This is a genomic window from Umezawaea tangerina (assembly GCF_003002815.1).
GTDB lineage: Bacteria > Actinomycetota > Actinomycetes > Mycobacteriales > Pseudonocardiaceae > Umezawaea > Umezawaea tangerina.
Genome location: NZ_PVTF01000004.1, coordinates 663744 through 683858, shown reverse-complemented (window position 1 = coordinate 683858; position 20115 = coordinate 663744). Strand labels below are relative to the sequence as shown.

20 protein-coding genes are annotated in these 20115 nt (G+C 71.4%); 13 read left to right on the top strand and 7 right to left on the bottom strand.

The genetic code is table 11. The annotated features are described in order from the left end of the window. Nucleotides 1-17: 17 nt before the first annotated feature. From CLV43_RS17210 to CLV43_RS17195, 4 genes are all read left to right on the top strand, one after another. Nucleotides 18-698: a type II toxin-antitoxin system RelE family toxin gene (locus CLV43_RS17210; protein WP_106188158.1), complete on the top strand. Its 681-nt coding sequence runs from the start codon at nucleotides 18-20 to the stop codon at nucleotides 696-698. Between the two features lie 37 nt (nucleotides 699-735). Next, complete coding sequence (ligA, locus tag CLV43_RS17205) at nucleotides 736-2946, top strand: NAD-dependent DNA ligase LigA (protein ID WP_106188157.1); 2211 nt, start codon at nucleotides 736-738, stop codon at nucleotides 2944-2946. After that, nucleotides 2939-3442: a GNAT family N-acetyltransferase gene (locus CLV43_RS17200; RefSeq protein WP_106188156.1), complete on the top strand. Its 504-nt coding sequence runs from the start codon at nucleotides 2939-2941 to the stop codon at nucleotides 3440-3442. Before ligA ends, CLV43_RS17200 begins: the two co-directional genes overlap by 8 nt. 168 nt (nucleotides 3443-3610) lie before the next feature. Beyond that, nucleotides 3611-4408 carry a hypothetical protein gene (locus CLV43_RS17195; protein WP_106188155.1) on the top strand — a complete coding sequence of 266 codons (798 nt, stop codon included), beginning with the start codon at nucleotides 3611-3613 and terminating at the stop codon, nucleotides 4406-4408. Here CLV43_RS17195 and CLV43_RS17190 read toward each other — a convergent pair. Both CLV43_RS17190 and CLV43_RS17185 read right to left on the bottom strand, forming a co-directional pair. Further along, nucleotides 4352-4807: an SWIM zinc finger family protein gene (locus tag CLV43_RS17190; protein ID WP_106188154.1), complete on the bottom strand. Its 456-nt coding sequence runs from the start codon at nucleotides 4805-4807 to the stop codon at nucleotides 4352-4354. The genes CLV43_RS17195 and CLV43_RS17190 overlap by 57 nt on opposite strands. A 174-nt stretch (nucleotides 4808-4981) precedes the next feature. Beyond that, nucleotides 4982-5206, bottom strand: a complete 225-nt coding sequence (locus CLV43_RS17185) for a hypothetical protein (protein WP_106188153.1) — start codon at nucleotides 5204-5206, stop codon at nucleotides 4982-4984. Between the two features lie 107 nt (nucleotides 5207-5313). Between CLV43_RS17185 and CLV43_RS17180 the strand changes: the two genes are divergently transcribed. Both CLV43_RS17180 and CLV43_RS17175 read left to right on the top strand, forming a co-directional pair. Further along, nucleotides 5314-6975, top strand: coding sequence for a DUF262 domain-containing protein (locus tag CLV43_RS17180; RefSeq protein WP_106188152.1), 1662 nt, complete (start codon nucleotides 5314-5316; stop codon nucleotides 6973-6975). A gap of 23 nt (nucleotides 6976-6998) precedes the next feature. Then, nucleotides 6999-7727, top strand: coding sequence for a 3-keto-5-aminohexanoate cleavage protein (locus CLV43_RS17175; RefSeq protein ID WP_211304385.1), 729 nt, complete (start codon nucleotides 6999-7001; stop codon nucleotides 7725-7727). 173 nt (nucleotides 7728-7900) lie between these two features. Here CLV43_RS17175 and CLV43_RS17170 read toward each other — a convergent pair whose 3' ends face one another. Further along, the gene (locus CLV43_RS17170; RefSeq protein WP_106188150.1) at nucleotides 7901-8710 is read right to left on the bottom strand and encodes a MerR family transcriptional regulator; all 810 of its coding nucleotides are present in this window, start codon (nucleotides 8708-8710) and stop codon (nucleotides 7901-7903) included. Between the two features lie 37 nt (nucleotides 8711-8747). After that, nucleotides 8748-9401: an ACT domain-containing protein gene (locus CLV43_RS17165; RefSeq protein WP_211304401.1), complete on the bottom strand. Its 654-nt coding sequence runs from the start codon at nucleotides 9399-9401 to the stop codon at nucleotides 8748-8750. Nucleotides 9402-9663: 262 nt separating this feature from the next. Here CLV43_RS17165 and gatC point away from each other — a divergent pair, with 262 nt between their 5' ends. The 5 genes from gatC (at nucleotide 9664) to CLV43_RS47810 (ending at nucleotide 13629) form a co-directional block, all read left to right on the top strand. Continuing rightward, entirely contained in the window at nucleotides 9664-9963 is a 300-nt protein-coding gene (gatC, locus tag CLV43_RS17160; RefSeq protein ID WP_106188149.1) for an Asp-tRNA(Asn)/Glu-tRNA(Gln) amidotransferase subunit GatC, read from the top strand. Next, a complete protein-coding gene (gene gatA, locus CLV43_RS17155; RefSeq protein WP_106188148.1) occupies nucleotides 9960-11471 on the top strand; it encodes an Asp-tRNA(Asn)/Glu-tRNA(Gln) amidotransferase subunit GatA in 1512 nt (503 codons plus the stop codon). The genes gatC and gatA overlap by 4 nt, the downstream gene beginning before the upstream one ends. Before the next feature lie 2 nt (nucleotides 11472-11473). Beyond that, nucleotides 11474-11665 carry a hypothetical protein gene (locus CLV43_RS17150; protein ID WP_106188147.1) on the top strand — a complete coding sequence of 64 codons (192 nt, stop codon included), beginning with the start codon at nucleotides 11474-11476 and terminating at the stop codon, nucleotides 11663-11665. After that, complete coding sequence (gene gatB, locus CLV43_RS17145; protein ID WP_106188146.1) at nucleotides 11662-13164, top strand: Asp-tRNA(Asn)/Glu-tRNA(Gln) amidotransferase subunit GatB; 1503 nt, start codon at nucleotides 11662-11664, stop codon at nucleotides 13162-13164. The genes CLV43_RS17150 and gatB overlap by 4 nt, the downstream gene beginning before the upstream one ends. 297 nt (nucleotides 13165-13461) lie before the next feature. After that, on the top strand, nucleotides 13462-13629 hold the full coding sequence (locus CLV43_RS47810; protein WP_170155868.1) for a hypothetical protein: 168 nt from the start codon (nucleotides 13462-13464) through the stop codon (nucleotides 13627-13629). Between the two features lie 100 nt (nucleotides 13630-13729). Here the strand turns inward: CLV43_RS47810 and CLV43_RS50065 are convergent, their stop codons facing one another. Continuing rightward, nucleotides 13730-13855, bottom strand: a complete 126-nt coding sequence (locus CLV43_RS50065; protein WP_281262163.1) for a hypothetical protein — start codon at nucleotides 13853-13855, stop codon at nucleotides 13730-13732. A 9-nt stretch (nucleotides 13856-13864) separates the two neighbouring features. On the opposite strand from CLV43_RS50065, the gene CLV43_RS17140 reads away from it, so the two are divergent. After that, nucleotides 13865-16372, top strand: a complete 2508-nt coding sequence (locus tag CLV43_RS17140; RefSeq protein ID WP_245886552.1) for a CHAT domain-containing protein — start codon at nucleotides 13865-13867, stop codon at nucleotides 16370-16372. A 637-nt stretch (nucleotides 16373-17009) separates the two neighbouring features. On the opposite strand, the gene CLV43_RS17135 is transcribed toward CLV43_RS17140, so the two are convergent. Both CLV43_RS17135 and CLV43_RS17130 read right to left on the bottom strand, forming a co-directional pair. Beyond that, on the bottom strand, nucleotides 17010-18200 hold the full coding sequence (locus tag CLV43_RS17135) for a PQQ-dependent sugar dehydrogenase (protein WP_106188144.1): 1191 nt from the start codon (nucleotides 18198-18200) through the stop codon (nucleotides 17010-17012). Nucleotides 18201-18211: 11 nt separating this feature from the next. Continuing rightward, nucleotides 18212-19141: an alpha/beta fold hydrolase gene (locus tag CLV43_RS17130; RefSeq protein WP_245886548.1), complete on the bottom strand. Its 930-nt coding sequence runs from the start codon at nucleotides 19139-19141 to the stop codon at nucleotides 18212-18214. A 28-nt stretch (nucleotides 19142-19169) separates the two neighbouring features. Between CLV43_RS17130 and CLV43_RS17125 the strand changes: the two genes are divergently transcribed. Beyond that, nucleotides 19170-20084, top strand: coding sequence for a 2-hydroxyacid dehydrogenase (locus CLV43_RS17125; RefSeq protein ID WP_170155867.1), 915 nt, complete (start codon nucleotides 19170-19172; stop codon nucleotides 20082-20084). The last annotated feature ends 31 nt before the right edge of the window (nucleotides 20085-20115 follow it).

The window sequence follows — 20115 nt, the reverse complement described above, 5'->3', positions numbered from 1 at the left end:
GGGGGTTGAATGGGGGCATGAGCTGGTTCCGCCGCCGACGCCCCGACCCCGCACCCGAGCCCGTCGTGCACCTGCCGAACCCGCGGGAGGCGGCGGAGGCGTTCTGGGTCGGCTGGCTGGACCTGCTGCCGACGACGAGCGCGGCGCTGGGCGACGGGGAGCCGCACCGGGTCGAGAACCAGCTGTGCGACCTGGTCGCGGCGGTGCACCCGGACCTGCACTTCTCGTTGGAGCGCGGGCACCGGGCGATCTACGCGCTGGTCGTGAGCGGCCAGGAGGACCCGCGGCTGCGGCCGTACACGGACGCGTGGATCGAGGCGGCGCCGCCGGAGGACATGATCTGGGAGTACCACGACTCGGTGCCGCCGGTGCCGGACCCGACCGAGGTGACGGTGAACCTGGCGGGCCACCGGCTGCGGCTGGGCGACTTCCGGGTGGTCGCGCAGGTCGACGAGGCCGAGGGCGTGGTGGACGTGGCCGTCTACCACCCGGAGCTGGGCGAGCTGGGGGAGGAGGCGCGGCGGGCGATGACGTTCCTCCCGCTCGACGTGACCCTGGGTGAGCGGCTGGCGGGGGAACGGCTCGGACGGGTGGAGACGGCGGAGAACGAGCCGTCGGACACGATCGACCTGCTGGAACTGCGACACCTGGTCCGGACCCTGGCAGGGGCCGACGAACCCCCTCCACCGGGGGAGTAGCTCTGGAAATGTCGGTGGTCGTCGTTAGGCTGGCGACGTGACCAGGAACGATGAGCTCGACCCCGCCGGCGGCGGGGCTGCCGGTCCGACGACGGACGGTGTCGTCGAGGTGGAAGGCGTCGAGGACGTGCCCGCCGACGTCCGCGAGCGGCACGCCGCCCTCGCCGAGGAGCTGCTGGGCCACCAGTTCCGCTACTACGTGAAGGACTCACCCACCGTCACCGACGGCGAGTTCGACGCGCTGCTCAAGGAGCTGGAGGCCATCGAGGAGGCGCACCCCTCGCTGGTCACGCCCGAGTCGCCGTCGCAGCGGGTGGGCGGGACGTTCTCGACGGAGTTCACCGCCGTCGACCACCTGGAGCGGATGCTCAGCCTCGACAACGTGTTCGACCTCGACGAGCTGAAGGCGTGGTTCGAGCGGGCGGACAAGGAGGTCTCCGGCACCGCGCACTACCTGTGCGAGCTGAAGATCGACGGCCTCGCGATCAACCTGCTCTACCAGGACGGCAAGCTCGTCCGGGCCCTGACCAGGGGCGACGGCCGCACGGGCGAGGACGTCACGCTGAACGTGCGGACCATGGACGACGTGCCGCAGGTGCTCAAGGGCACCGACCGGTACCCCGTCCCGGCGCTGGTCGAGGTGCGCGGCGAGGTGTTCATGCCGGTCGAGGGGTTCGCGGAGCTGAACGCGAAGCTCGTCGAGGCGGGCAAGCCGCCGTACGCGAATCCGCGCAACACCGCCGCGGGCTCGTTGCGGCAGAAGGACCCGAAGATCACCGCGGGCAGGCCGTTGCAGCTGATCTGCCACGGCATCGGCAAGCGCGAGGGGTTCGAGCCGTCGCGCCAGTCCGAGTCGTACGAGGCCCTCCAGGCGTGGGGGCTGCCGGTGTCCGAGCACACCGTCGTCCTCGACTCCTACGACGAGGTGGCCAAGCACGTCGAGCACTGGGGCGCGCACCGGCACGACGCCCGGCACGAGATCGACGGGATCGTCATCAAGGTCGACGAGGTGCCGTTGCAGCGCCGCCTGGGGACGACGTCGCGGGCGCCGCGGTGGGCCATCGCCTACAAGTACCCGCCCGAGGAGGCGACGACGACGCTGCTGGACATCCAGGTGCAGGTCGGGCGCACCGGGCGGGTCACCCCGTACGCCGTGATGGAGCCGGTGAAGGTCGCCGGGTCGACGGTCGCGCGGGCCACGCTGCACAACGCGAGCGAGGTCGAGCGCAAGGGCGTGTGGATCGGCGACCGGATCGTCATCCGCAAGGCCGGTGACGTGATCCCCGAGGTGCTCGGGCCGGTGATCGACGTCCGGCCCGCCGACGCGCACCCGTTCGTGATGCCGGTCGCCTGCCCCGAGTGCGGCTGGGAGCTGCGCCCGATGAAGGAGGGCGACGTCGACATCCGCTGCCCCAACGTCCAGTGCTGCCCCGGCCAGCTCCGGGAGCGGCTGGCGTACCTGGGCAGCCGGTCCGCGCTGGACATCGAGGTGCTCGGCTACGAGGCCGCGGTGGCGCTGGCCGACTCGGACGCCTACTCCGACGAGGGCGACCTGTTCGACCTGGACGCCGACCAGCTGCTCGGCGTCGAGATGTTCCGCAAACCCGTGAAGCACACCAAGAACTCCGACCTGCCCGCGGACGCCGTCGAGCTGACGGCGAACGCGGTCAAGCTGCTGGACAACCTGGAGGCCGCCAAGCAGCGTCCTCTGTGGAGGATCATCGTCTCGTTCTCGATCCGGCACGTCGGCCCCACCGCCTCGCGGGCGCTCGCACGGGAGTTCGGGTCGATCGACCGGATCGTCGCGGCGACCGAGGAGGAGCTGGCGGCCGCCGAGGGCGTCGGGCCGACGATCGCGCTGGCCGTCCGCGAGTGGGTGGACACCCCGTGGCGGCAGGGGATCGTGGCGAAGTGGCGGGCCGCGGGCGTCCGGATGGAGGAGACCCGCGACGCGGGCGTCCCCCGCAACCTGGAGGGCCTGTCCATCGTGGTCACCGGCTCGCTGGAGACGTTCTCGCGCGACGAGGCGAAAGAAGCCATCCTGTCCAGGGGAGGGAAGGCGGCCGGGTCGGTGTCGAAGAAGACGGCGTTCGTGGTGGTCGGGGACGCGCCGGGGTCCAAGTACGACAAGGCCGTCCAGCTCAAGGTCCCCGTGCTGGACGAGGCCGGGTTCCGGGTGCTGCTCGACGACGGCCCCGACGCCGCGGTCGAGGTCGCGACGGTCGGCGGAGGGGAAACAGATGGCTGACGTCTTCGTCAGGGCCGCGCACGAGCACGAGTGGGAGGCCGCCGGGAAGATCACCGTGGCGGCCTACCTCGCGGACGGGTACATCGACAACCACGCGGGCGGCTACGCCGACCAGCTGGGCGACGGCGCGGCGCGGGCCAGGGAGGCCGAGCTGCTGGTCGCCGTCGACGTCGAGGACTCCCTGCTGGGCACGGTCACGGTGGTCCGCCCCGGCACCCGGTGGTCCGAGGTGTCCAAGCCGGGCGAGCTGGAGTTCCGCATGCTCGCCGTGGACAGCGCCGCGCGCGGCCGCGGCGTCGGCGAGGCGCTCGTGCGCGCGGTGATCACCCGTGCCCGCGAGCTGGGCGTGGGCCGGGTGGTGATGAGCAGCTCGGAGGTCATGTCGTCCGCGCACCGGCTGTACGGGCGGCTGGGCTTCCAGCGGATCCCGGAACGCGACTGGCAGCCGGTGCCGGAGCTCAAGCTGCTGGCGTTCGCGTTCAGCCTCGACCTGTAGCCGGCGGGACCGATCGGTGCGCCGTGGCGGCGGGTATCCGCGCCACGGCGTGCTCGGGCCCACGCTCGTGGTGACCCGCGAGGTCAGCGTGTGGACCGCCTGGTCCGGGGCCCGCGGGAGGCGGTCGTGTTGATCTCCAACAGGTGAGCGACCTCTAGGATCGGTGGGGTGATCCGGTTCGAGAGCGATCGACTGGGCGGTCTCCACCGCTACGCCTACCTCCCCGGCGAAGACCTGCCGATCGACGACCCGTGGGCCGGGCTGTTCGAGGAGTGGGCGGACAACGGCGTGCTGATGGCCCGCACGCCGATGACCGAGTACGCGGTCAACAACTGCAACTGCGAGGAGGTCGCCGTCTACCTCGGACTGGTGTGGCGGCTGACCGAGGGGCGGCACCGGGTCGCGCTGCCCGCCTACTACCGCGACGAGGCGGCGGCGCTGGTCGGGCAGGAGCCGACGTTCGTGGAGTGGGAGTACGACGTGGACGCCGCCGCGCCGGACCTGGAGGGGCGGGACAGGGGTTTCGTGCCGGGGCGGGCCTGCGTGCCGTTCCGGCCGGAGCCGACGCCGTGGCAGCAGGAGCACGCCGCGCAGGCCGGGCTGTTCGACCTGCGCGAGCCGTCCGACCTCGTCGCCATGCTCCGCGCCACGCTCGGCGACGCCACCGCGGAGGTGACCGTGTTCGCCGTCGAGGACCGGGAACGGCTGGTCCACGCGCTGCGCACGCAGACCCGGCCGGAGCTGTCGTCGGTGCTGGCGCCGGGTGACGTGTTCGTCGACCTGTCGATCGGCGTCGACGAGCACTACAGCGACTCGGTCATCGTCGTGTCCCACGACGACCTGGGCGAGCGGCTGGCCGAGCTGACCGAGGACGCCGAGCGGCGGATCGAGGGCTACGACCCGGAGGAGCTAGCGGACATGCCCGCGTTCCTCGACGCCATGGCCGGCCTCTCCGGCCTCCGCTGACCCGTAGATGCGTTCGTAGAGCGTCCGGTCGCGGCCCGCCTGCTGGTAGAGCAGGTCCACGAGCTGCTCGTGCGGCAGCGTCCGCAGGTGCAGGCGCAGCTCCACGTCCTCCGCGTCGGCGGGCGGCACCGCGTGCCCCCGGTCCAGCAGCACCAGGCCGACCGCGACCAGGTGCTTGCAGAAGAACCCCTGCTCGCCGTACGGGCACGAGCACTCACCCGCCAGCTGGCTCTCCCGCCACGCCAGCTCCACCGCGTACTCGTCCGCGCCCAGGACCTTCGCCGACACGTGCCGCCGCAGCACCCGCAGCTCGACCACCGAGTCGCGGTAGCCCAGCCCGCGCCAGAACGACTTGGCGCCCGCTTTGTGCTGAAGCATCTCGGTGGTGAGCGTCGGCATGATCGTTATTCAACTACGACCGCCCGGTTCACCCACAAGCGTGGTTCGGGTACACGATCCCCACCCCTCGCCGCACACCGACGGGCCCACGAGCTGACCAGCACCGGAACCCCTCGCAGGACTTCCGCCGCCGGCCACCCCGTGCGAGCCCCTGTCGGCCTTCGTCGGCCTTCGTCAGCCCGAGTTCTTCTCCAGGTCCAGCAGCGTCACGGCCGCCCGGAAGTACTTGTTCGTACCCAGGTCCCGCACCGTCTTGATGTTGAACGCCGCCTTCAGCTTCTCGGCGTCACCCTCGCTCACCCCGGACAACGCCGCCACCGGCGCGTCCAGGATCTCGGTCAACGCCTTGTTCTCGTACGCCTTGTCCAGCAGCGAGTCCAGGTTCACGGAAACGGCCATCGTCCACGTCCTCCAAGGTCGGCGAGCGGTTGATCGCGCCGATTCTCACCGCTGCGCGCGAGAACCGCAGCGCGTAACGACGGTCACAAGATCACCGATGCCCCGGTATGCAGCAACTCGAAGCCCACGAGATGGCCTTGCACCAGGTGTTCGGCGGGGAGTTCGACTTCCGCATCCCCGACTACCAGCGGCCCTACGCGTGGGAGCCGGAGCAGGCCGACCAGCTGCTGCAGGACCTCTCTGAGGCGCTGGACCGCAACAGCGACGAGCCCTACTTCCTCGGCTCGGTGGTGCTCGTCAAGGCCAAGGGCTCCGTCGACGCCATGGTGATCGACGGCCAGCAGCGCCTCACCACCCTGACGATCCTGCTCGCCGTGCTGCGCGACCTGACGGAGGACGCGGTGCTGCGGGGTGCGCTGGAGGACATGGTCGTCGAGAAGGGCAACCCGATCCTGGGGCGGCCCGCGAAGCCGCGGCTCGCGTTGCGGGTGAAGGACGCGGAGTTCTTCCGGAAGCACGTGCAGAACTCGGGCGCGATCACGGGCCTGCTAGGGCTCAAGCCCGACTCGTGCGGGACCGACGCCCAGAAGTCGATCGTGGCGAACACCAGGTCGCTGCACGCGACCCTGGCCAAGTGGAGCGCCGAGCGCCGCCAAGCGCTGATGACCATGATCGGCAGCCGCACCTTCCTCGTCGTGGTCTGCACGCCGACGCTGGACAGCGCGCACCGGATCTTCAGCGTGATGAACGCCAGGGGACTCGACCTGTCGCCCGCCGACATCTTCAAGGCCGACGTCATCGGTGGTCTGAACGCCGACTACGCGGCCAAGTGGGAGGACGCGGAGGTCGCGCTCGGCCGGGACAGCTTCGCCGACCTCTTCCTCCACCTGCGCATGGTCTTCGTGAAGGAACGGGCGAAGGTCGTCCTGCTCAAGGAGTTCCCGGAGCAGGTCCTCTCGAAGTACCTGCCGCACCGGGCCGCCGAGTTCGTCGACGACGTGGTCGTGCCCTACGCGGACGCCTACGCCCGGATCCGGGACTTCCGCTACAGCGCGATCTCCGGAGCAGACAAGGTGAACGCGTGGTTCAGGCGGCTGGCCCAGATCGACAACAACGACTGGGTGCCACCAGCCCTGTGGGCCCTGCGCCACCACGGCGACGACCCGCTGTGGCTGGACGGGTTCTTCCGGGCGCTCGAACGGCTGGCCGCGAGCATGTTCATCCGGCGGATCTACACGACACCCAGGGTGAGCAGGTACGCGGCGCTGCTGCACGACCTGGCGAACGGGAAGGGCCTGGAGTCGCCGTCGTTCGAGCTCGGCCCGGACGAGCGGGCCGACACCCTCGCCCAGCTCGACGGCAACCTCTACCTGGTCACCAAGATCCGCAAGTACGTCCTGCTCAGGCTGGACGAGGTGTCCGCGAACGGGTCCGGGGCGACTTACGACGTCCCGCTGGTCACCGTCGAGCACGTGCTGCCGCAGAGCCCCAAGCCGGGGTCGCGGTGGCTCGAGGACTTCACCAACGCCGACCGGCTGGACTGGACGCACCGCATCGCCAACCTGGTGCTGCTCAACCGCGCCAAGAACTCCCAGGCGTCGAACTACGACTTCGTCGACAAGAAGGAGAAGTACTTCCGGGGTGGCCTGGGGGTCGCGAACTTCACGGTCACGGTGGAGGTCCTCAACCACTCCGCGTGGACTCCCGAGGTGCTGCAGGTCCGCCAGCGGGAGCTGCTGAAGTCGCTCGCCTGCGAATGGAACCTCTGACCGGCCTGTGGTTACGTGGGTGGGTGCTGCAAGCCTGCCTGAACGGTGGCCGACCCGTCGGCGGTCACCCGGCGTTGCCGGTCTCCCCCGCCCAGCTCGCCGAGGACGCCGTGGCCGTGGTGGGGCTGGGTGTGACGAGCCTGCACCTGCATCCGAGGGACCTGGTGGGGTTGGAGGTGTTGGCGGGGCCGGAGGTCGCGACGGCGGTGGCGGTGGTGCGGGCGGCGGTGCCGGGGGTGGAGATCGGGGTGACGACGGGGGCGTGGATCCAGGGGGATCCGGGGCGGCGGGCGGAGCTGGTCGCTGGTTGGGCGGGGTTGGCGGCGGGGCGGCCGGACGTGGCGTCGGTGAACGTGCACGAGGCCGGGTGGGTGGAGGTGTGCGCGGCGCTGGACGGGGCGGGCATCGGGATCGAGCTGGGTGTGTTCCACGCGACGGCCGCGCGTGCGCTGGTCGCGCACGGCGTGCCGCCGGGCACCAGGCGGGTCCTGGCCGAGGTGCGGCCGGGAGCCGACCCGGTGCCCGAGGCGGAGGCGCTGCTGCGGCTCCTGGAACCGCTGGGCCCGCCGGTGCTGCTGCACGGCGAGGACACGACGACCTGGCCGGTCCTCGCCTACGCGGCCCGGTTGGAGCTGGACGCGCGGATCGGCCTGGAGGACACCCTGCTCCGCCCGGACGGCACCCCGGCCACCGACAACGCCGACCTGGTCGGCTACGCCATCCGCGTCCTGCGCTCACTCGGCCCGCGTTGACCGCTGGTCACGCGGCCCCCTGCCCCGCCGGTCACGCGCCCACCTGCCCCGCGAGCCCGGTCGGCCACGCCATCCACGCCATCCACCCGCGCCGGCCACCCCGGTGACCAGCGCGACCCCAGTGGGTCACGTCGTCCGGGTCCGGCGCTCATCGGGTTCGCGTTGACCACCCGTCACGCCGGACCGATCGGTTCCTGCAGTTCGGTCACCCACTGGGCCCGGTCGGCCGGGCAGTCGAGGTACAGCTCGCGGGACGGGCCGGTCGACCGGTGGCCGTTGGCGTCGATCCACCGGGCGAGGGCCTGCACGGACGGCATGACGGAGTCCATCGGGCCGCGGTGGACGATGGTCGCCATCTCCGCCACGGCGGGCAGGTCGACGACGTCGAAGTCGCCCGTCACGGAGGCGCCGACGGGGAGTCCGGCGTGCACGAGGACACCGTCGTCGGTCTGGTCGTAGTAGGCGATCCCCCACCCGGTCGGCGCCGCGCCCACGGCCTCCAGCCTGCGGAGCAGCTCCTCGTACAGCGGTCCGATCACCGGGCTGATGTGCTCCGGGTCGAAACCGCCCGCCATCCCGCTGAGCTCGGCCACCCGCACGGCCGGAACGCTCTTCACCACGACGTCTTCGGTGGGCATGAGCCCCTCGCTCTCGATGGTCCGGAGCCTCGCCTCGACCCTGGTCAGCCGCGTGCGGTCGGCCTCGATCGAGGCCTCCAGCTCGGCCCGCCGCAGCCGCAGCATCCCGCGCAGCGCCTCGACGCCCACCTTCTCGTCGATGATCTCCCCGACCTGCGCGAGGGTGAGCCCGAGGTCCTTGAGCGCGATGACCCGGTTGAGCCGGGCCAGCTGCGCGCCCTCGTAGGAGCGGTAGCCGGTGAACGGGTCGACGTGGGCGGGTCTGAGCAGCCCGATCTCGTCGTAGTGGCGCAGCATGCGCACCGACACGCGACCGTGCTTGGCGAAGTCCCCGATGCTGAACATGACGCCCCCGAGTCAACGGCCTCACACGGTGTCAGGGTCAATCCGGCAGCACGACCGACACGATCCCGGCCAGGTGCGCGAGCCTGGCGACCTCGGCGGCGCGGAACATCGGCCCACCGGGCCTGCCGACGAGCAGCACGCGGTCCGGCTTGCCCAGCGGCGTGGCGGCCAGCTCCGTGCCCAGCTCCTGCCACGTCTCCGGCACCCAGTCCTCCTCGCCGTCCAGGACGGTGGCGCGCTGGAGCGGGAACCACGGCGGGTTGGTCATGCGGGTCTCCGGGGCCGCCGAGCTGGCGGTGATCCGGTGCACGCCCTTCGCGTCGTGGCCGAGCACGACGGCCCAGCCCGCGCGGATGATCTTCGGAACGCCCTCGGTGAAGACCGCGAGACCCTTGGACGGCTCCTCCGCGACCTCCTCGACGAGCTCCAGCTCGCGGTGCGTGTCGAGCACGCCCGCGTACGGGCGCACCGCGTCCACCTCGACACCGTCGATCGACTCGGCGGCGGTGATGAGCACGTCGGGGAGCCGCCCGGAGGGGAGCTCGACCACGAGGTCGTCGATCGCCACGCCGCCGCCGCGTTCCACCACGTCCACGCTGAGGATGTCTGCCCCGATCTCGCCGAGCGCCGAAGCGACCGCGCCGAGGGTGCCGGGACGGTCCGGGAGTTGGACCCGGATCAGGAAGGACACGGTGAACGCCTCCATGCTCATGCGCGGGAGATGATCACCCGAGCGGTATCGGTAAGCGGTACGTGCCACGTGACCGCATCGCCGACCGGTGATTCTCGCAGACGAACTATCGCTTTCCGACTCTCCTCCGACAGTTGCGCCCCGGTAAAATCGCGCACCGCCCGTGAGCAGGCGCCCGGCAACCCGGTCGAAGCCGGTGCTGACCTCGCCATAGACTCGGGAAGTCCACGAATCCGACTACCGACCCACGGGGGTTGACGAGGTGCCCAGCATCTCCCGCGACGAGGTCGCGCACCTGGCCAGGCTGGCCAGGCTGGCCGTCACCGACGACGAGCTCGACCTGTTCGCCGGTCAGCTCGACGTCATCCTGCAGTCGGTGTCCGCGGTGGGCGACATCGCCACCGCCGACATCCCACCGACCTCGCACGCCGTTCCGCTGACCAACGTGTTCCGCGAGGACGTGGTGCGCCCGAGCCTCGGCCAGGCCAAGACGCTCGCGGGCGCCCCCGCCGCCGAGGACGGCCGCTTCCGCGTGCCCCGAATCCTGGGTGAGGAAGCATGAGCCTGATCCGCAGCACGGCCGCCGAGCTGGCCGCCAAGATCCACGGCGGCGAGGTGTCGGCGGTCGAGGTCGCCCAGGCGCACCTCGACCGCATCTCCTCGGTCGACAAGGGTGTCAACGCGTTCCTGCACGTCGACACCGACGGCGCGCTCGCCGCGGCCAAGAAGGTGGACGACGACGTCGCCGCCGGTCGCCCGGTGGCCTCGCCGCTGGCGGGCGTCCCGCTGGCGCTCAAGGACGTCCTCGTCGCCGAGGGCATGCCGACCACGTGCGGGTCGAAGATCCTCGAGGGCTGGCACTCGCCGTACGACTCGACCGTGACGCGCAGGCTGCGCGAGGCGGGCGTCGTCATCCTCGGCAAGACGAACATGGACGAGTTCGCCATGGGCTCGTCGACCGAGAACTCCGCCTACGGCCCCACCCACAACCCGTGGGACCTGGACCGCATCCCCGGCGGCTCGGGCGGTGGCTCCTCCGCGGCGCTGGCCGCGTTCGAGGCGCCGCTGGCCATCGGCACCGACACCGGCGGGTCCATCCGCCAGCCCGGCTCGGTCACCGGGACGGTCGGCGTCAAGCCGACCTACGGCTCCGTGTCGCGTTACGGTCTCGTGGCGTTCTCGTCCTCGTTGGACCAGGCCGGGCCGTGCGCCCGCACGGTCCTCGACGCGGCGCTGCTGCACGAGGTCATCGCGGGCTACGACAACATGGACTCCACGTCCATCGACGCGCCGGTCCCGCCGGTCGTGGCCGCGGCCCGCGAAGGCGCCTCCGGCGACCTGAGCGGCGTCCGCGTCGGCGTCGTGTCGCAGTTCAGCGGCGAGGGCTACCAGCCCGGTGTGCTGGCGTCGTTCGAGGCCGCCGTCGAGCAGCTGCGGCAGCTCGGCGCCGAGGTCGTGCAGGTCTCCTGCCCGAGCTTCGACTACGCGATGCCCGCCTACTACCTGATCGCGCCCAGCGAGGCCTCGTCCAACCTGGCCCGCTTCGACGCGATGCGCTACGGCCTGCGCGTCGGCGACGACGGCACCCACGGTGCCGAGGAGGTCATGGCGCTGACCAGGGACGCCGGGTTCGGCGCCGAGGTCAAGCGCCGCATCATGATCGGCACGTACGCGCTGTCGTCCGGCTACTACGACGCCTACTACGGCTCGGCGCAGAAGGTCCGCACGCTCATCGCGCGCGACTTCGACGCCGCGTTCGCGACCGTCGACGTGCTGGTCTCGCCGACCACGCCGACCACCGCGTTCAAGATCGGCGAGCGGGTCGACGACCCGATGGCCATGTACAAGGCCGACCTCTGCACCATCCCGTCGAACCTGGCGGGCAACGCGGCCATGAGCGTCCCGAGTGGACTGTCCGCGGACGACGGTCTGCCCGTCGGCCTGCAGATCATGGCTCCCGCGCTCCAGGACCACCGCATGTACCGGGTCGCCGCCGCCTACGAGGTCGCGCGCGACGCGGCCCAGGGCGGTCCGCTCATCCAGCGCGTCCCGCAGTTGGAAGGGATCTGACGATGAGGAAAGCCCGAGGGATCATGGGCCTGCTCGGCGCGGTCGCCGCCGCCGCGAGCGCCTTCTCCACCCTGCGCACCGCCAGGGGTGACAAGGACAAGCTGGCGCTCGCGAACGCGGCCGCCAGCATCGCCGTCGCGATCACCGGCGCGGCGCTGGCCGTGCGAGGTCTGCGGAAGGACGGGAAAGCGTGACGAGCGTTGCTGACCTGATGGACTACGACGAGGTCGTCGCGCGGTTCGACCCCATGCTGGGTCTTGAGGTGCACGTCGAGCTGCACACGAAGACCAAGATGTTCTGCGGCTGCGCCAACGAGTTCGGCGGCGAGCCGAACACGCACGTGTGCCCGGTCTGCCTGGCCGCGCCCGGCGCGCTGCCCGTCGTGAACGGCGTCGCGGTCGAGTCGGCGATCCGGATCGGTCTCGCGCTGAACTGCGAGATCGCGGAGTGGTGCCGCTTCGCGCGGAAGAACTACTTCTACCCGGACATGCCGAAGAACTTCCAGACGTCCCAGTACGACGAGCCGATCGCGTTCAACGGCTACCTCGACGTGACGCTGGACGACGGCGAGATCTTCCGCGTGGAGATCGAGCGCGCGCACATGGAGGAGGACACCGGCAAGTCGCTGCATGTGGGCGGCGCAACTGGGCGAATTCATGGCGCTGACCACTCGCTGCTCGACTACAACCGCGCCGGTGTACCGCTGATCGAGATCGTCACGAAGATGATCCCCGGCACGGCCGAGCGCGCGCCCGAGGTGGCCCGCGCCTACGTCAGCGCGCTGCGCGACCTGCTCAAGGCGCTCGACGTGTCCGACGTGCGGATGGACCAGGGCTCGCTGCGCTGCGACGCCAACGTCTCGTTGAGCCCCAAGGACTCCGGCGTGCTCGGCACGCGCACCGAGACGAAGAACGTCAACTCGCTGCGCAGCGTCGAGCGGGCCGTGCGGTTCGAGATGACCCGCCAGGCCGCGATCCTCGCCGAGGGCGGCGAGATCGTGCAGGAGACGCGGCACTTCGAGGAGGCCTCCGGCACGACCCGCGCGGGTCGTCGCAAGGAGACCGCCGAGGACTACCGGTACTTCCCGGAGCCCGACCTCGTGCCCATCGCGCCGTCGCGCGAATGGGTGGAGGAGCTGCGGCTCACGCTGCCCGAGATGCCCGCGGAGCGCCGCAAGCGCATCAAGGCCGAGTGGAGCCTGACCGACGCGGAGCTGCGCGACCTGGTCAACGCCGACGCCATCGACCTCGTCGCGGCCACCGTCGAGGCGGGCGCCACGTCCGTCGAGGCGCGGTCGTGGTGGGTGTCGTACCTGATGCAGCAGGCCAACACCCGCGGCGTGGAGCTCGGCGCGCTGCCGATCACCCCGGCGCAGGTGGCGAAGGTCGTCGCGCTCGTCAACGAGGGCGCGCTGACCAACAAGCTCGCCCGCGAGGTCGTCATCGGCGTCCTCGACGGCGAGGGCGAGCCGGAGCAGGTCGTCGAGGCGCGCGGCCTCAAGGTCGTCTCCGACGACGGCGCGCTGGAGAAGGCCGTCGACGAGGCCCTGGCGGCCCAGCCCGACGTCGCCGACAAGATCCGCGACGGCAAGGTTGCCGCCGCGGGCGCCATCGTCGGCGCGGTCATGAAGGCCACCAAGGGCCAGGCCGACGCCAAACGGGTGCGCGAACTCGTGATCGCCCGCTGTTCTTAGGCTATTCCACGTCGGAGGCGTTGTTCGGCCGCTTTATGCGGATCGGACAACGCCTCCGCTGCGTTAGGGGCTTGCTCCGAACGGGTGGTGCTTGCGGCGTCAAGTGATACGTAAACGCTGGTCAGAGGTGAGCTGAGCCATATTTTTCGTCGCAATGGGTGAAAATACTCATCGAAGAAGCGTCCATCTGTGTAAGGCTTAGGCCGTTCAATCGAGCCGGGGGGCTCGAAATGATCATGAAATGTGGTTCAGGTCGCCGGCCCGTTCGGGTCGCCTGTTTGTTAGGGGAGAACAACCATGGCTGCTGAAACCGACCCCAAGCTCATCGAAGAGATCGACGCGATCGTCCCGGCGGGCACCGAGGGCGACGAGACCCCGTTGCCGGTGCCGCCCAAGCCGGAGACCCCCGCCGAGCCGAACGGCGGTCCGTACCACTCCGAGTCGAACCCCGTCGGGGCCAACTAGCACTCCCGCAAACGCCTGTCGGGTGCTGTCGGTGATCGGGTTGGTGCCCGACCGGACGGCAGTGCCCGGCAGGCGTTTGTGCTCTCATATGACTGTGCCGTCACCTGCGCCCGCCGAACCTCCGCGCGGCACTCCTCGCGTTGAGGCGGCGCGCCGAGCCGTCGACCGCGCCCGTGAACTCCTCCACCGCGGTCGTGCCGCCACCCTCGCGGGCCGCTACCTCCACGCGATCCGCTTGCTGGAGCGCGGTTCGGCCCTCCTGGAGACGCCCGGCATCGACGAGGTCGAGCGCTTGGAGATCCGCACCCGCCTGCTCGTCACCTTGTCCTTCGGGCTCGCCGAAACCGGAAGTCTCGACGACGGTCTGACCCAGTTGGCCGTTGCCAGGCAACAACTCTCGGCCATGCCGGACCCGGACCTGCGTGATGAGCTCTACAGCCTCGTGGACGGCAACCACGGCGGGCTGCTGTGCCGGGTGGGTCGTGTCGAAGAGGGCATCGGACACCTCGACCTCAGCGTGGCCCGCAAGGAGCAGCGCCTCGCCGACGCCACCGGTGACCCGGTCCCGCTGGTGGAGTCGCTGGTCGTCACCCTGTCCAACCGCGGCAACGCCTACGGCGAGATCCACCGCACCGACCTCGCGAAGCGCGACCTGAACCGCGTGGTCGACCTCGCGACCGTCCACGACGTCCCGGTGCGTGCGGCGATCGCGCAGCACGCGCTCGGCAACGTCCTCAAGCAGGAGGGCGACCTGCCCGCCGCGCTGCGCCGCTACGAGGACGCCAACAAGGCCTACCAGGACCACGGCCTGCCCGGTCTGCTGCCGCGACTGCGGATCGACCAGGCCGAGGCCATGATCAGCGTGGGGCTGGTCGACGAGGCCGCCCGCCACCTCGACGCGGTGCTGCCGGAGTTGCGCAAGCAGCGGATCGGCCAGGACATCGCGGAAGCCGAGCTGTTCCGCGCTGCGGCCGCGCTCCTGGACGACGACGAGGTCACCGCGAAGCGGATGGCGAACTCGGCGCAGCGCAGGCTGGTCCGCCGCGGCAGCCCGGCGTGGGCGGCGGTCGCCGGGTTGATCGTGCTGCGGGTGGACGTGCTGCGGGCGTTGGGGAGCAAGCGGCCGTCCGCTCGGGTGGTCGAGCGCGCGCTCGACCTGGCCGGGCTGCTGACCTCGCTGAACCTGCGCGACCACGCCGCCGTCGCGTACGCGCTCGCGGTGCGGGTGGAAGTGCGGCGGGGCAACACCGACCGAGCCGCCGACCTGCTGCGCGACGTGCCGCGCACCCGGCGGACCAGTCCCATCGACCACCGGATGCTGCTGCGGCTGTGCCGCGCGGAACTGGCGCTGGCCACCGGGAACCGGCGTGTCGCGCTCGCCCAGGCGAAGGCGGGGCTCGCCGAGCTGGGGCGGATGCGGGACCAGATGGGTGGCCTGGAGCTGGTGTCGGGGACCGCGCTGCACGGGCGGGAGCTCGGCGAGCTGGCGGTGCGGCTGGTGCTGGACGGGTCTGGGTCGGCGGCGTCGGCGCGGCGGCTGTTCACCTGGTTGGAGCGCACCCGCGCGCAGATGTACCGGTACGAGCCGGTCGAGTCCACTGTGGACGCCGAGCTGTCCGAGCGGATCGCCGAGGTGAGGCAGCTCAGCCGGGCGCTGCTGCGGGCCCGGCTCGACGGGCACCCGACGTCGACGCTGGAGGTGCGGTACGCGACCAGCCAGCGGGACGCGATGCGGCTCGGGTGGAGCGCGAGCCCGTGGGGCAAGGCGCGGCCGGTGGCGGACGTGCGTGAGGTGCAGGCGCAGCTCGGCGAACGGGCCATGATCAGCTTCGCGTCGTCGGGGGACTCGATGGTGGCCGTGGTGGTCGCCGGTGGTCGGGTGCGGTTGGTGCGCCTGGGATCCGCCGCCGCCGCGACCGAGGCGGCGCTGCGGCTGCACGCGGACCTGAACGCCCTGGCACCCGACTACCTGCCCGCACCGCTGGCCGAGGTGATCTCGGCGTCCGCCCGGCGGCAGGCCGACCAGCTGGACCGGCAGCTGCTGCGGCCGCTGGCCGGGATGCTGGGGGACCGCGAACTGGTGATCGTGCCGACCGGGGCGCTGTACGTGGTGCCCTGGGGCGTGCTCGCCTCCTGCAAGTCCCGGCCCACGACCGTCGTGCCGTCGGCCACCGCCTGGCTGGCCACCGCGCGAGCGGACGTCGACTCCGGGCACGGGGTCCTGCTGGTCCGCGGACCAGGGCTGCAAGCGGCGGAAGGCGAGATCGACAAGCTCGCGACCTACCACGTGGACGCGACCGCGATCGGAGGGGACGAGGCGAGGGTCGTCCGGGTGCTGGCGGCGCTGGACGGCGTGACGCTGGCGCACATCGCGGCCCACGGGGAACACGAACCGGAGAACGCGCTGTTCTCGCGGCTGGAACTGGCTGACGGGGCGTTGTTCGCGCACGAGGTGGGACGGGTGCGGCGGCCGCCCCGGCAGGTGGTGTTGGCGGCGTGCGAACTGGCGTTGAACCGGATCCGGCCGGGGGACGAGGCGTTGGGGTTCGCGGGGGCGATGCTGGCGAGCGGGGCGCACACGGTGATCGCGGCCAGTAGCCGGGTGGGGGATGAGCCTGCTGCGGCGGCCATGGGGGATTACCACCGGGGGTTGGCTTCGGGGTTTTCGCCTGCGGTGGCGTTGGCGGATGCGGTGGCGGTGGATCCGTTGAGGCGGCCGTTTGTTTGTTTGGGGTCTGGGTGAGGGTGTTGGGTTCGTGAGGGCTGGTGTTCTGCTCGCTGGGGGAGTTTGGCTGTTGCCCTCTCACCCCTGGTGAAGCCCAGCCCCGGCCGTCCCACCCCTGGTGAAGCTCAGCCAGGGCCCTCCCACCGTGCGAAGCCCAGTCCCGGCCCTCCCACTCGTGGTGAAGCTCAGCCAGGGCCCTCCCACCGTGCGAAGCCCAGTCCCGGCCCTCCCACTCGTGGTGAAGCTCAGCCAGGGCCCTCCCACCGTGCGAAGCCCAGTCCCGGCCCTCCCACTCGTGGGAAGCCCAGCCCCCGGCGCGCGATTGTCTCAATGCCTGATCTTGCTTGTCAAGACGGTGAAGCTGTCTTGACAAGCAAGATCAGGCAGGAGGGCGCTGTGGATCGGGGGCAGAGGGGAAGTCTGGCTTCGCCAGCATCGGCTCCGCCGACTCAAGCATCGGACTCCGTCCGACGAGGCATCCTCGGCTGTGCCGTCGGACCAAACATCCGCGCTTCGCGTCGGACAGGGCATCCTTGCTGCGCGGCGGACAAGGCCCCAGGCGCTTCGCGCCGGATGCGCGCTGGCGGGCTGCGCCCAATGTGTGGGGTTGGTGCGTGCTTGCTCGTTTGCTCGCTGCCGTCTGTTTTTGTTGTTGCTAGTCCTTGCTGCCGCCGCTGGCGGCGTCGCGGACGATGATGACTACGCGGTCGTCGCTGGAGATGGGGGTGCCGCCTGCTTTGTTGACGGTGCCCGCGAGGGCGGTGTTGTCGTCGAGGGCGACTAGGGGGCCGATGCGGCCGAAGCCGTTTTCCTTGTCGAGGAAGGGTTCTGGTTTGCCGGTGAAGGCGCCTTCTGGGTTCATGGCGATCATCTGGGTGCCGGGGGTGTTGGAGGTGGCGACCCACATCATGTTGGAGAGGGAGGCGCAGCCGGTGACGCCTGGTTTGTCGGGCCAGGACCAGGCGGGGGTGGTGAGGGGTTTGCCGGCGTCGACGCGGTAGAGGACGTCGGCGGTGGGGGTGGCGTCGGTCACCCAGGTCTTGGTGCCGTCGGCGGAGACGCAGATGCCGCCGGGGGAGCGGAGGCCGCTGGTGAGGACGGCGGAGCCGGTGGTGGGGTTGCCCTTGGCGGGGTGGCCCGCGGCGTCGATGCGGAGGACCTTGCCCGCGAGGGAGGTCGGGTCGGTGGCGAGGGCGGGGTTGCCCGCGTCGCCGGTGGCGACGAGCAGGGCGCCTTCGCGGTCGTAGCCGAGGACGCCGCGGTTGCCGGTGGGGCCCTTGGGGATGCCGGTGAGCACCGGTTTGGGGGTGTCGCCGGGGGCGATGCGGACGACGCGGTTGTCGGTGTCGGTGGTGAGGTAGACGTAGACGAGCTGGTCCTCGCCGTAGGACGGGGACAGGGTGAGGCCGGTGAGGCCGCCGTCGGACGTGGCGTCGACGGGGAAGCTGGCGACCTCGACGGGGTCGACGTCCTTGGTGACCTTGAGGAGCTTGCCGGTGGTGCGTTCGGTCGCGAGAGCGGTGACGACACCGGTGGACTGGTTCACGTCGGTCAGCGCGACACCGGAGATCGGGTTGAGGCAGGTCGCGACGACGGCGGGGCTGAAGTCCTTGCAGCCCTCGGGCGGGGGGACGGAGGCGGGGGGCTGGCCGCCCTGCTGCTCACCGCCCGCCTGCGGCAGTCCGCCTGGCAGTTCGGGTGTCGGGCCCGCCTGGGGGGTGAGCTGCGGCTGGGCGCTCCAGCCCGCGGGCGACGGCTGCTCGGGAAAACTCGCGCAGCCGGTGGCGAGCAGGCAGAGGGCCGTGCTCGCCAGGACCGCGCGGAGCAACCGCTGAGGACGTGACACGAGAGGTGACACTAGGCGCGCTGCCGTGAACCCGAGGTGAGTGGCGGCGGGTCGAGGTCGCACAGGGCCCGGTGCACGGCGTCGACCCGGTCGACCAGCAGCAACAGCTCCTCGGCGAGCACGTCCGGAGCCTCCAGCGGCAGGAAGTGGCTGGTCGGGAGCACGCGCACCCGCGCCTGGGGCAACGTCCCCGCGGGACCGGCCATGCTTTCGGGTGACGCCAGCAGGTCGTACTTGCCGGCGAGCACGGTCGTGGGGCAGGTCACGCCGGTCAGGTCCTGCCTCGGCACCTGCCCGAGGGCGAGCGCCAACGTGAAGTACCAGGTCCAGTCGTGCTTCATGAACCGGCTCATCGACCCCGCGACGGCCTCGGGCGCGCTGGAGGCGAGCATCAGGCCGCTGTGCCGGAGCAGGAACGTGGTCACGTCGTTGATCGGCAGCCGGTGCAGCACCAGGTCCAGCAGGGGACCGGCGGCGCGCAGCGCCTTCGCGCCGGTCAGCCCGACGAGCCTGCGCAGGTCCGACGGCAGGCCGGAGACGCCGAGCATGGACTCGAACGAGTCGCCGGGGGCGCCCGCGACCAGCATCAGCCCGGACACCCGGTCGGGGTGCTTCAACGCCAGTTCGGCGGCGACCGTCACGCCCATCGACCAGCCGAGCACCACGCACTGCTCGATGCCCGCGTCGTCCAGGACCGCGAGCGCGTCCGCCACGTGGTCGGCCAGCGCGATCCGCGACTCGTCCTCCGGTCGCGCCGACCCCATCGTGCCGCGGTGGTACCAGCTCAGCGCCCGCACTCCGCACGTCGGCAGCAGCAGCGCGGGCCAGGTCTCCGGGGTCGTGCCGAGGCCGGGGCAGAGCAGCACCACTGGCCCTTCCGCGTCCGACCGCCACACCCTGATCCGCGTGCCGTCCGCCGAGACGACGTCGTGCTCCTGCATGCGCGACAGTGTGCCGTAGCTTGCAGGGGTGACGCTCATCGTGCTCGTCCCCGACGACTACGGCCTGTCCGCGCTGTCCTCGGTGGACGGTGTCCGCGCCGTCCGCTACGAGGCGGGCGAACCGCTGCCACCGGAAGCCGCCGACGCCCGCGTGCTCGTGCCGAAGTTCCTCCAGGGGACGAACCCGTCCGACGTCTACGCGCAGCTCCCGAAGCTCGAGCTGGTCCAGCTGCTCAGCGCGGGCGCCGAGCGCTTCATCGGCACCCTCCCCGAGGGCGTGCTGCTGTCCACGTGCCGCGGCGCGCACGGCGGCAGCACCGCGGAGTGGGCGATCGGCGCGCTGCTCTCGATCTACCGCGACTTCCCGGCGTTCGACGCCGCCCGCCGCGAGCGCCGCTGGGACTTCCACCGCACCGACACCCTCCAGGACAAGCGCGTGCTGGTCGTCGGCGCCGGTGACCTCGGCGAGCAGTTCCGGCGCAGGCTGGAGCCGTTCGACGCGACCGCGACCCTGGTCGGCCGCACCGCCCGCGACCGCGTGCACGGCATGGACGAGCTGCCCGTGCTGCTCGGCGAGCACGACGCCGTGCTGGTCGTCGTGCCGCTGACCGACGAGACGACGGGCATGGTCGACGCCGCGTTCCTGGCCGCGATGCCCGACGGCGCGATCCTGGTCAACGCCGCCCGCGGCCCGGTCGTCGACACCGACGCGCTGGTCGCCGAGCTCACCAGCGGCCGCCTCCGGGCCGCCCTGGACGTCACCGAGCCCGAGCCGCTGCCCGAGGACCATCCACTGTGGACCGCCCCCGGCCTGTTCCTCACGCCGCACGTGGCGGGGAGCTGCACGGGGTCCGAACGCCGTTCCTACGGGGTCGCCACCCGCGAGATCGCCCGGTTCGCGGCCGGTGAGCAGCCCCTCAACCTGGTGAAAGGCGACTACTGAGGGCCCGCCTCGGCATCCGCAGCAGCGGGTC